Origin of the sequence: Ohtaekwangia sp. (assembly GCF_036786105.1) — a bacterium.
Lineage (GTDB): Bacteria > Bacteroidota > Bacteroidia > Cytophagales > Cyclobacteriaceae > Ohtaekwangia.
In genome coordinates this window covers 1-12,667 of the sequence record NZ_DAIQRQ010000093.1, presented here as the reverse complement: position 1 = coordinate 12,667, position 12,667 = coordinate 1, and the positions used below count along the sequence as shown (strand labels likewise).

General features: G+C 44.0%; 7 protein-coding genes. 4 read left to right on the top strand and 3 right to left on the bottom strand.

The window, feature by feature from the left end; all coding sequences use genetic code 11:
- Positions 1–3,174: TM0106 family RecB-like putative nuclease (locus tag V7Q33_RS22125; RefSeq protein ID WP_333821314.1), on the bottom strand; the 3,174-nt coding region annotated here is incomplete at its 3' end.
- A 528-nt stretch (positions 3,175–3,702) separates the two neighbouring features.
- Between V7Q33_RS22125 and V7Q33_RS22120 the strand changes: the two genes are divergently transcribed.
- The 3 genes from V7Q33_RS22120 to V7Q33_RS22110 all read left to right on the top strand — a co-directional run bounded on the left by V7Q33_RS22120 (position 3,703) and on the right by V7Q33_RS22110 (position 9,789).
- Positions 3,703–4,554, top strand: coding sequence for a Calx-beta domain-containing protein (locus tag V7Q33_RS22120; RefSeq protein WP_333821313.1), 852 nt, complete (start codon positions 3,703–3,705; stop codon positions 4,552–4,554).
- Positions 4,555–4,848: 294 nt separating this feature from the next.
- The gene (locus V7Q33_RS22115) at positions 4,849–8,988 is read left to right on the top strand and encodes a T9SS type A sorting domain-containing protein (protein ID WP_333821311.1); all 4,140 of its coding nucleotides are present in this window, start codon (positions 4,849–4,851) and stop codon (positions 8,986–8,988) included.
- Positions 8,989–9,219: 231 nt separating this feature from the next.
- Positions 9,220–9,789 (top strand): CPBP family intramembrane glutamic endopeptidase, encoded by a 570-nt coding sequence (locus tag V7Q33_RS22110; RefSeq protein WP_333821310.1) that lies wholly within the window; start codon positions 9,220–9,222, stop codon positions 9,787–9,789.
- Positions 9,790–9,814: 25 nt separating this feature from the next.
- Here the strand turns inward: V7Q33_RS22110 and V7Q33_RS22105 are convergent, their stop codons facing one another.
- Both V7Q33_RS22105 and V7Q33_RS22100 read right to left on the bottom strand, forming a co-directional pair.
- The gene (locus V7Q33_RS22105) at positions 9,815–10,582 is read right to left on the bottom strand and encodes an alpha/beta fold hydrolase (RefSeq protein WP_333821309.1); all 768 of its coding nucleotides are present in this window, start codon (positions 10,580–10,582) and stop codon (positions 9,815–9,817) included.
- Between the two features lie 357 nt (positions 10,583–10,939).
- The gene (locus tag V7Q33_RS22100; RefSeq protein ID WP_333821308.1) at positions 10,940–11,707 is read right to left on the bottom strand and encodes a DUF4382 domain-containing protein; all 768 of its coding nucleotides are present in this window, start codon (positions 11,705–11,707) and stop codon (positions 10,940–10,942) included.
- Positions 11,708–12,029: 322 nt separating this feature from the next.
- Here V7Q33_RS22100 and V7Q33_RS22095 point away from each other — a divergent pair.
- Positions 12,030–12,667 (top strand): prolipoprotein diacylglyceryl transferase family protein (locus V7Q33_RS22095; RefSeq protein ID WP_333821307.1); only part of this gene is annotated, 638 nt, incomplete at its 3' end.

Genomic DNA, 12,667 nt, shown 5'->3' with positions numbered 1-12,667 from the left:
CGAGTAAATTACAACAGGCGCTTCTTGTCCCTGGAATTTATCTACGGTGCCAATTTCAATGTCGGGCAGTTTTTGTCGCAATGCACTTACCTGTGCGTTAAATGGCGCAACAATGAGTATATCTTTTGCCTGAAGTGGTTGTGTTTCTCCATGTTCATTCGTCCAGCGGGCGGACGCGAGTAATTTTGATACGATCGCTGCGATGGCATTAACTTCTTCTTCAGATTTACTCTGACTCCCTTTGTGAATTACAGGAGTATAAAAAAGTCCGGCTCCATCGTATGGAGTGCCTCCGCTTATCACTTGTTTTTCCAAACCGGGTAATGCATGAAGTTTTCCCTCATAAAATATCTCCGAAGTAAATCGGCAAATGTCAGGATGCAGTCTCCTGGTAACAGGAAGAAAGAGTCCTTTACCTTCTGGCATCGTTGCATGCCCATCGAGTAAATAGGTTAGCGCAGCTACATCACTTCCTTCGGGGTGTGCACCCTTCTGTGGCTGTTCGAGCTGCTGCGGGTCGCCCAGCAATACGAGATTTTTAGCAGCGCGCGAAGCAGCCAGCACATGCGAGAGCGACATTTGTCCGGCTTCATCTACAAAAAGATAGTCTAATGCTTCACGGGAATTATCTTCCGCCCACAGCCACGCGGTACCACAACCAATCTTGCCTTCTGTCAGTGCTGCAATTACTTTATCTGATTTTTGTACTTCTAAAATTTCATCAGGGCAATCGTCTGACTTCTCACTTACCTTATGTACGAAGTTAACGCTCAGCGATTGATTCTTCGCTTCTTTAATAACCGCCATGCTCAGGTTTCGTATCACCTTATGACTTACGGCAGTAATCCCGATCTTCTTACCGGCTTTTAAAAGCTCGATAATTACTTTTGCACCGGTATACGTTTTACCAGCACCGGGAGGTCCTTGAATGGCCAGATAACTTTTATTCAGGCTGAGTGCAGCACGTATAGCAGCGTTAACAACATCTTCGCCTTCTGCTACATATATACCGTCTATTCCATCCAAAAGCCTGGGATTTCTTTTCATCAGCAAATCTTTGGAAGCATGATACGGCCATATGTGTGATAAACCCGAATCATCTACCGCATTAGCAAAATCCATGAGCGACGTTACCAATGAACCAGGATCAACTACCTCCGACACATGTACAGCAGCAGGATGTATCGCAGCAGCGTTAGCGGTCTTCTTGATATCAATGGTATAATTCTCTAATGAAATCGCTTTTACGGAACCGATCTTCTCTCCTTTTACTTCTACCAGCGCATCATCTTCATCTATATTTACTTCCTGCGGTGGGTAGCTATAACGATGCGTCACATTCTTCTCCCGCCCCTCCTTGGGAAGCTCGCCAACAAATTGAAGTCCGGTTATAGCTTTGCGTTCTTCAAGAAGATCTTCATGTTCAAGTTCGTGAACGCGGAAGAATTCCCACCAGGCACTCTTGTCTTCTCTTCTAAAGTAATCTATCTGATGCGCGAGGAGCCATTTGGCTTTATCCTCATCTGTCCACGTTAGTCGATCTTCCGGTAATTTTTCAGTGAGTGCTTTAAATATAGCCTGCGACCGCACATCGTATTGCTGAACATTCTCAGTAGCCTCTCCTGTTTTTAATTCAGGTCGGTGAACTTCCTTGCCTGATTTTATAGCTTCAGCGCGCAACTCTTCCAGCCACGTGTGCAACGCTTCTGTAGCCAGGCAATCGTCCTGATTATAATCTTGAACGGTTTGAATGGTCGCCTCGGGCAACGACTTAAATTCATGAAGCTCTAACGCAACCTCAACCGATTTTCTGGAAACACTGGCATCGTGGAGATCTACCTGGCGGGTATATTGAGTGAATCGCTCAATGGCTTTTAAGGAATACGTTTCGACACTGGCAAGGAATGCTTCCTTAAATACAGCATGCAAGTCTATAAATCGCTCTGCGCGAAGAAGCGTATCTACTTCCTTCTCATAGATAGCATGTACGCGCGCCAGCCTTTTTATAGCCGAGGGTTCATAAGGTGCAAAATGGTAAATATACATTTTGGGATAGCGCTTCCATCGCTCAATAACAAACTGCATGAACTGTTCAAATGACTTTCGTTCTTCGCTCCTGTTGGTTGACCAGATGGCTTTATATACCAGTGTTCCATTCTCCTGATAGGCATAACCAAAAACATATTCCAATCCGCCATCTTCATAAAAAATATCGCCCTCCAGGTCGAAGTAAATATCACCTTCGTTGGGTTCGGGTAATCGATTCAAGCCGCGGCCTTTTTCTATTGGAAGAGGTTCATAAAGCAATTTATTCTGATATCGGCCTTCGAGCTGAATACCGGCCTGCGATTGTTTTCGTGCAAACGAGGCTTTGTTGCCTCGCTCCGGTCTTTCAAGTTTCTCTGCTTTGGCAAACTGCTCTAACGTATCAATCTTTTGCCGTTGCAATTCAACGATGTGAAGTGATCGGATTCCGGCTACTAACGATAAGTGATCATCCTCGTGTCGTTTTTTATCACAAACCTGCCACCAACTGCAGATTGAGCAATGCTCGGAGGGATCAGGGTATGTAATTATGTTCTCTTGCGCCATGGTATGTTCCAGGTCTTTCTTCACCATTCGATAATATGCCTGGAATTGTGCATAAGGATATGATTCGGTGGGGAAATTCTCACCGGGCTTTACTACATACATATTCTTCGGAACGCCTCCCTGCAGCTTCGCCAGCAACTCGGTATACAGGCAGAGTTGAAGAATAGTAGCGGCTCTTGTGTTCTGCGACAGTTTGGTATCCTGCACTTCATACATCCAGTTTCCAAACTTGCTTTCTCCAGGCACCTTAATAAGAACATCCGCATAGCCAGACCAATGCGCCTCTTCCAGGCAAGCCTGAGCAATTACATCTTTACCCTGACGCATGGCTTCCAGGGTAGCGTCTAATGACTTCCCTCTCAGGTATGCCACACTATGGTCTTTGGATTCCAGGTGCCGGATGTAGGCAGCCTCATGCTCTTGTCCGCGCCTGATAAGAACCTCCAATGACGGATCTCTCCACTGCGGAGCTTTAATCTCTTTTAACGCTACCTGGCGATTGAGTTGCGTAAGATGAAGACAACTTATATGATTGGACAAATCGGTTGCCGCCAAATAAAATGTATCTGAAATGTACTTCATGTCTACTGCTCGATTCTGATTAAGCTTTCGTTTTATGAAAGATCAGACAATCTAAAAAAAACAACACGATGGCGAAATCTTAGTTTCCGAAAACCAGGATTTTGTTTCCAAAGAAGTGACGAAACTCTCACAAACACGCCTGCCACTTGAGGTGCCAACCTGGCACCTCAAGTTGAGTGTTGCAGGCCATACTTTTCCGCTTTATTATAAAACGAAGACAAAGCCCCTTTTCTTGCAGACAACCACATTGCTAACGACATCGCTACCCGTCATAACCATCTTATATTTGCTCATTCATAAGATGGCGGGTATGTCATTGTATCCAAACATGCTTCGCATTCTTCAAAAAATGAAACGACCGGCGTAGTGGCAATGAGCCGGAGAACTGTCTTGTGAATGCTACCGCACTCCGGAGCGAGATCCTCTAACAAAGATTGTTAATGTACACCACTGGTATGGCTAAGTCATGCGAGCAGTAAATCTGTATCCGTACAATTACAAAAATTACCTAACAAAAATATATACCAAATGAAAATTGAAAAATTCATAGCAGGTGCTCTGCTGGTACTGTTGTTTCAGGCTTGCAGCAAAGACGACACGAATAGTGTAGATACTGTCGAATTTAGTTCCACATCGCAAACTATAGCTGAAAGTGCCGGCACTATAAAATTACCAATTATGATCACCAAAGCACTCAACAGTTCCGTACAGCTATATTTCGACTTTTCAGGTACAGCCGCTATGAATGGCGACTATCAGGTGCTCACACCTTCTCCTATAACCATTAATTCTGGTGAAACAACTGCTTTCATCAGCCTTCAGGTAATTGACGATAGTATTATTGAATCGTCAGAAACGATTGTGGTAAAACTTGTTGCTTCCGGCAGCGGGCTTTCATTAAGTTCTGATACGACAAAGACTATATATACCATTACGGTTACCGACAACGACACGGCACCTGCATCAGACTTGCAAGTTGATTTAACGTGGGGCAAGGGCGGCAGTGACGACATCAACAATGAAGACCTCAACCTGTACATCACAGACAATGTAGTAGTAGACAACGGGAGCATAACATCGTTTGATGTATACGCAAAGTCTGAAAATATTACCGGGTTTGAAACAGCAACCTTGAAGTCGGATGCAACCGATGGCGATTATTATATAGCTGTAGCTTATAATTCTGGCAGCACTGCTGTAGATTTTACAATCACGCTGAATGGTCCTGGTTATAGCAACAAATCCGTTACAGGAAGTTTTACAGCCAGCCAGGCGGGTAATGCTATATTTTACGGACCCATCACAAAGAATGGCACATCGTTTGGCCGCCTAATGCCAACGGAATCAACACTCTATAAAGCCGCTGCTTTCTATCCATAAGATTATCTGTACTTATAAGTTCAAACGGCCTGGAATTTAATCTAGGCCTTTATTACCGCAGATCATAAACATTGATTCATTTCACTTCTTCTGTAAGATATATTACATTAACAAAGAGTAAACGTACACGGCGTGTACTATATTTACATTGTCTATAGCGGTTTCTATTAGTTAATAGCCGCCTTTTTCCTGAGCCCCACGTAATGCTATTTCGTTGTTACCTGCCGCACCTGCACGCAAGTATAATTTGTATATAAAAATTTGTTAAATCGTTAGTCATAACACCGAATTTATATGTTTATCCTCTCAATGCGTATATGGCTGGTAATATTTCCAGTGCTTTTTATTATTACTGTAAGCCTTTCTGCTCAAACTCCTGGTCTCATTGTAAAACCTGCTGTCGCTGGTAAATCAGTGCTGGATCCCAATGCAGACAACTATGTTTCAACAGACAACGAAGGTTTTACTACTGATGATGAATTACAAAGTGAAATTCCCTATGTAGCACTTATTCTTCCCTATGCCGAACCAACAGGTGACCTTGCCACAGGACCATCTTGTGGATTTACCGACATGGTAGATGATGTAACATCATATAGTTCCGCCTATACTTATTTATCAGGCAGCAACTGGCTGTTCCGTTTCCGGCTTGGCAACTACGCTACAAACTCAAAAGGATATAGCATATTAATAGATACAGATGGTTTGTTTGGTAGCACCGGTTCGTTGAAAGACCCTAATTATGTTACGGGTAATCCAGGGTTTGAAATTGAAATAATACTTGTTACCAATTTCGGCGTTCGCTTAAATGATGTAGACGGCACCACAACCCCAACGACCAAAACCACCCTTGCATATGATGACTATAGCCAGAAATCAGTAGCATTCAGCACTAACTGCAGCAATCCGGATTACTTCTACGATTTTTATATACCTATATCTACTATCACTACATACTTTCCTACATTTAGTGCCTCCACTACGGTGCGCATGGTTGCCAACACCGTGATCAGCACACAATCTGTTCTACAAAGCGGTCCCAGCGATATAGCAGGCATTAATGATGCATCGTATGCCGGTAATTATAGCAATGCATGGACTACCGTAGTTGATGCGTCATTGCCTACCTCACCTTCGAGCTTTAATAGTGGGCTTCCCGCTGTGCGTTCTGCCGCGCCAGTGGTTTCAGGGCCATTATCGGTAGGCGCCACCAGTGTAAGCGGAACATCATCCGAAGCGAATGGAACAACGATAAAAGTATATGTGAATGGTACATTGGCGGGAACAACTACAGTAGCGGGTGGTACGTGGACGCTTTCCGGAATTACAGCACTTACCCTAAGTTCTACTGTAAAAGCTACAGCAACCGCCAGTGCAAAATCTGTGAGCTACGATTCAAACACGGTAACAGTAGGTGCCACTTGCAGCCTCGTGCCTTCTATATCGTGTAGCTCGAATAAAGGTATAGGAGGAAGCGGACCCAGTGGTGCTGCGACTGGAACCAGCATTGCAATATATGGACCTAACAATCCCACAACCTTGCTAACAACCGTGACAACCGATGCTGCCAATACGTTTCTATATAACTGCGCAGGCGGTACAACGAACTGTACGGGTGGTGGGCCCAATTGTATAACTTCCGGTATATATTGGCTTACAGCACAAGAGTCAGGTAAATGTCAGTCGCCTAAAACTACAACTATCTGTATCGGCACGAGTGGAACAACATCCACACCCGTTATTAGCACCAACCCGATTTTAAAAACCACAACATCTATTACCGGCACTGCCACATCCGGAACAACTGTATTACTATATATAGACAGCTACTATCAATCGAGTACAACTGCCACCGGTGGCAACTGGACATTCTCCAGTCTCTCGCTATCCCTGGGCCAATCAATAAGTATATATGCCATTTCCACAGGACAATGTTTATCTACGGCCGCTTCGCGCAGTGTTACCGAAACATCTACAGCACCGGTTGTAAAAAGTCCCATCGTTACTGGTGCCACCAGTGTATCGGGTACATCGGTAGAAGCTTCCGGAACCACTATAACACTCTATAAAAATGGAACATCTGTAACCACGACCACCGTAGATGCTAATGGTAACTGGACTGTTACGGGCCTTTCAGCATTAGCAGGTGGCGACCTGATCAAGGCCACTGCCACGGCATCTGGTGAATCAGTGAGTGGATTTTCCAACCAGGTAACGGTATCTTCACGCTCGACAGTTCCGGTTATATCCGGTTCTTATGCAGAAGGCGCACTGACGGTTACGGGGACATCATCCAGCGCAGCCGGTACCATCATTACAGTATATATCGATGGAGTTGCTCTTGGTACGACTACGGTTTCCCTCGGTGCATGGACACTCGCAACACTCGTTACCGATCTATACCCCGGAGGTGTATTAACCGCTACTGCAACTGAGACTGGCAAGGCGGAGAGCCTTCCATCAGCCTCGGTAACCGTATCGTGTGCAAATCCCTCAGGATCACTCGCCATTAATTTACTTACTGCTACAACGTGTATCAACACCAAAGCATCCGTACAGGTGTTGCTTTCTGAAAGCAATGTGATATATACTCTGCGTAACAGCAGCAACACTACCGATGCAGGGTCTTCCGTAATGGGCACCGGCGGAACGATTACATTACCATCACTGCGTTTGGCAGCGAGCCAGACCCTTACTATAAAAGCTGTAAAGATACCGAACACATCGTGCACCGCGGCATTGTCGAGTACAGCATCTGTTACGGTAACTCAACCCACAAATACAAGCGGTGTAACTTCCGGAGATTACTACTGGACAGGCTCCAGTACCAGCAGCTATTGGACGGAAGATGATAACTGGGTAAAGTGGAATGGATCAGCTTTTCAAATTGTTTCAGCGCCTCCTACAGCAACAGATAATGTAGTGATTAAACCGATGGAGTCTTGCATCGCCAATCAACCTTCTGTCATTACGGCTTCCACCGCTTCCGTACCAGCATTGGCCAAAAATATTACCATTGCTTCAGGTGCAACCTTGTCGTTGGAAAACACAGCGTTCGACAGAACTATATCTATCGCTGGTAACTGGAGCAATTCAGGAACATTTATACCTAACAGCGGCACTATAAAATTTAATGGTGGCACTACACAAACGATCACAAGTGCGGCCGGATCAGAAACATTCAGTTCGATTATTGTTGAAGGTACCAATACAGTGGTACAACCATTGGTAGATGTTAATCTAAACTCCACAGGTATACTTAATCTCAACGGTGGTGCACTTAATCTGAATGGACACAAGGTAACTGTTAACAATACAAATGCCTCCGCGGTGGTTCGCACATCTCCCGGTTGTGTTATTTCAGAAAGCCAGAATGCTGCCGCAGAATTGCGCTGGGTAATCAATAACAATACAGCTACCAATTACATATTTCCGATGGGTACAGCTTCAAAGTCATATATACCGGTTACGGTAAATCTTGCATCTGGTAATGTGGGCACACTCGGGGTGAATACTATATTCGCTACACAATCGTCATCGTCTAACTGGCCCACAGGGTCAGAGGCTGTAACATCGGTAGCTTCGCCAGCACAAGCGTTAAGACGCTACTGGCATTTCTCCAGCACACAGGCAGCAGGCAGCTATAATGCAACGGTTACATTCAGCTTTGTAAACACAGAGGACCCCACGGCTACTATTCTTGATGTAACGTCAAGCGGTATAAAAATGCAACGCTGGGATGGTTCATCATCCTGGAATACGCCTTTATCAGGGCAGGCATTTACCAATACATCGCCGATACGCACAGTAAGCGTACCGGGCATAACACAATTCAGCTGGTGGTCAGGAGGCAACAACGGGCAAAGCCCGTTGCCTGTAGAATTACTTTTTTTCAAAGGGCATGATGAAGGCAATCAAAGTATATTGGAATGGGCTACCACCACCGAGATCAATAGTGATTTCTTTGCTGTAGAACGATCGTCAGATGGGGTAAACTATAAATCGTTAACCAATATACCGGCCGCCGGTAACAGCAAAACAAGAAAGAACTATTCGTTTACTGACAAACACCCCGCCAGCGGTTTAAATTACTATCGACTCAGACAAACAGACCTTGATAAGAGGTACACCTATTCCAACATAGTTCCCATTCATATCGGAAGTGATCTGCACTTTAGCTTTGTGCTTTTTCCGAACCCTACAAGCGGCCAGCAGCCAATATTTTATATTGCCACTGATAAGGTTCAGAAAATATCCATTAGTTTATATGACAACTATGGCATTCTCCGATTCTTCACCGTAGTGGAGGCAACGGTGGATAAAAATCATTATCCACTGGCTGCTTCTGATTTCGGTCACTTACCCAAAGGAGTATATTATTTGAAAGCTACTAACGGAGAAAAAGTTGTGACACAATCGGTGGTGATAAACTAAAGGAGCGACTGAAATGTTATTCATGTCCTATTCCATGAATTCAAATTTTATACGGAAATTTTATTCTCTTGAATTCGCTGTAATATTTTCTTCGTTACCTTTACTATTGGATCGTATAATGAATCAACGTTTCTGACAACCCAGCAATACTATAAAATCAACCGACCCGATCGGCAGAGAAAATTGGAGATCCTGGCAGTTCTATTAATGGGCATTGGCAAAATCGTATTTATGGATTTGCTGCAATGGAGATTTACCTTTATCCTAATTTCCATCACCGGATGGACGGTATATGTAGTTTATCGAAACAGTCAGGATAAAGGTATTCTGCAATACTGGGGATTCCGAACAGACAATTTCAAGGAAACGACAATGAGAATTCTTCCTTTTGGAATTATCTCTGTGATAGCATTTTTTATTATCGGCTACATACAAAGCTCTATTAACCTCACTTGGCACATTATACCTATTTTGATACTTTATCCAGTGTGGGGCACTATTCAACAATTTCTGGTTATCGCCCTGGTCGCTGGCAATCTTCACGACCTCAACAGCAGGCGATTTCCTAAAGTAACCATCATCCTTGTTACTGCCTTGCTCTTCGGCTTCATGCATTATCCATATTACTGGCTTGTGCTGGCTACTGTTATACTCGCGTTGTTATACGGTTATATATACCTTCGCTCCAGGAATGTATATGTACTTGGTCTTTTTCATGGGTGGCTTGGCGGCCTGTTTTTTTACACGGTGGTAGGCCGTGACCCATTCATCGAAATATTCGGAAAGTTGGCAGATCCTTAAATCTGTAATGTTATCTGTCCTGGTACTAAATATCTAAAAACTCGTTCACCATCGTTACGGTAAGCTCTGGCAATTTTGAATGAGCGCTTCGAAACATGATCTCGCCTATATACTCACCGTGACCACCGGGAAGTATAGCGAGTCTGGCATTGGGCACTAGTCTATACATCTCAATGGTGTGCTCAGGCTTCACTACATCTTTATCGCCATCAATAAAAAGCACAGGTACCTGTATAGACCGCAATGCATCGGCGGGCCAATCTTTAAAATCAAGCATACGTTGTTTATCGCGGTCGTGCATAGTTCGTAATCCTTGGAGGTCATTCGTGATCTTCAGATATTCATCTTGTAATGGCTTCGGCATATTCTCCAGGGATGCCTGCGGCATAAACGTCCAGAACTCAGGATAGAATGCATCACGTCTGTAGGCAGCAGAAGCCACAACAAGTTTACGAACCACCTCCGGATGACGTATAGCAATCTGCATGGCGGTGCTTCCCCCATTGCTGAAACCAAATATATCAGCTTTCGAAATATTCAGTTGCTTGAGTAATGCTGCTACATCGTCAGCATCCTGTTCAAACGACAGTGGTCGATCTATATCCTTTGTGTGACCGTGGCCTTGCAATTCCACAGCAATCACTTGCCGCGTCTGCGCAAGCATCGGCAAGACTATACCAAACGTAGTGCCTATTGTTGAGCCTCCTCCATGAATCAATACCAGCGGCAAACCTTTGCCGTGTATTTCATAGTACATATCGATGTTGTTCACATGTGCATAACCACTTTTCATAGCAATTTTATTTTTAGTATTTACCTGGGCTACAACTTTTGTTGATAAGCCAATACAAAAACTCCAAAAAAATATATTACAAACAATGCTGATCGCTGCCTTCATAACCGAATGTATTTTTACAATACAAATTTACAGATCCGTTCCTGAACAAAACGAGGTGTATTGCGGCTATTCACAGGGCGATTTGCGACTTTGCTTCTTGCATGCAATGTAAATAGCACAATAAAGAAATAAACCTTCTCCGAAAGAAGAAAGGTTTATTATTATCTGATCTATACATTAAGACAAAAGGCCCGCAAATCACAATGATCTGCCAGGCCTTTCGCTCCGTACTATAACCTGTAAACTACCCTGTTACGGAATATTTACTGTGCCAAGATCTGTTACCGTTCCGAGTGTTACTATAACACCGGTTTTCTCAGTTGCTTCGTAACCTGTCTTTGGACTGAATTTTACTGTATATGTCCCCGGGTCTATAGCACGCAATAAGAATTTACCGGTCGCATCGGTATAGGCTGTAGCCACCGTGTCGCCACTTACACTAACAGCAAATACGGCTGGTGTCGCAGCCACCGGGCTTATCACACCTTTAATGGCACCACTTGTAGCCTCGCTCAGCGCGCGGATAACAGGCTTCAAACTGTATTCGCCGTTGCCTTGTGATACTATAGAACGCGCCGCATCAAAATCAAGCACGAGGCTATAGGTAACACCTTCTGTAAGATCGGCTTGCACGTTCAGCTTCAAACCAGATTGTTGTGCACTCGGCGTAGCCAACGATTTGGTTTGACCATCGATCTTTACCGAGTTGTTATTACCTAATATCAAACGCACTTGTGATACTCGACCCGCGGGCAACTCCAATGTTCCTAATAAAGTATCTTGTCCGTTGGCAAGCTTTAATATATTATGGACACCGGCTTTAATATCCAGCGTTTTCCATCCTGAATCCTGGCCACCCGCTGCGGTATGAACTTCTACACCTTGTATATCAATATTTACCTCTTCATAATCTCCAGGAGCATCTGTCAGTCGCACTTCGAGTTTTGCATTGGAATCATCGTTACTGCTGCATGCTGTTGCCCATGCTGCCACAAGAAATAAATACACCCATTTTTTCATAATCTTTCGCTGTTTAGTTAGTCAATTCAAGCTTCCATAGTTATCGCTGTTGCCTGAAGCTTTGTTTTACTAGCACTTATAGATGTGTCTACCCCCAAACACGAATCAGGCTACTGGTTTAAACGTATTTTTTCGCCCTTATATGAACGTATTACCGGACTAGTTGCTTTATTTCCGGTCGGGTCACCGGACGAATGCCGGGAATTGAAACAGCCGCAACCGCAATGGCGCCAATTCCCGAAAATCCTGGCAATTATTTTTCAAACTGGTCATCGTGCAGTTAACACATTGCAAAGCATTAGATTTGCGATACTGCTTTCGTATGACATATCCACTTGAGCTTGGTATAGGGAATTTTAAACTGAGCGCGCATTTACTATTTGAAACGCTCTCCTTTGTAATCGGCTTCCGATTTTTTTTATATCTGAAACGAAAAAAGACTGATCCCATTTCAGAATCCAATCGGATATGGATCATCATCAGCGCAACATTTGGTGCATTTTTCTTTTCAAGACTGTTAGGCTCCTTGGAAAATCCTGCCGCCTGGGCACAAGCGAATAATCCATTTCTCTATTTCTATGCAAACAAAACGATCGTAGGCGGATTGCTGGGTGGTTTACTTTTCGTAGAAATCACAAAATACTTTCTGCATGAAAAATCCTCTTCAGGCGATTTGTTTACGTACCCGCTGATACTGGCGCTAATCATTGGCCGCGTTGGATGCTTTACATCCGGAGTATATGAACCTACCTTTGGCAGGGCAACATCTTTACCCTGGGGCATGGATCTGGGGGATGGTATATTGCGACATCCGGTTGCTCTTTATGAAATTATTTTCCTTGCTATACTCTGGTACCTCGTTTATCAACTGGAAAAAAGACAACCTTATAGTATGGGCGTTCGATTCAAATTATTTATGATTGCATACTTGGCGTTCCGATTTATGCTCGATTTTATCAA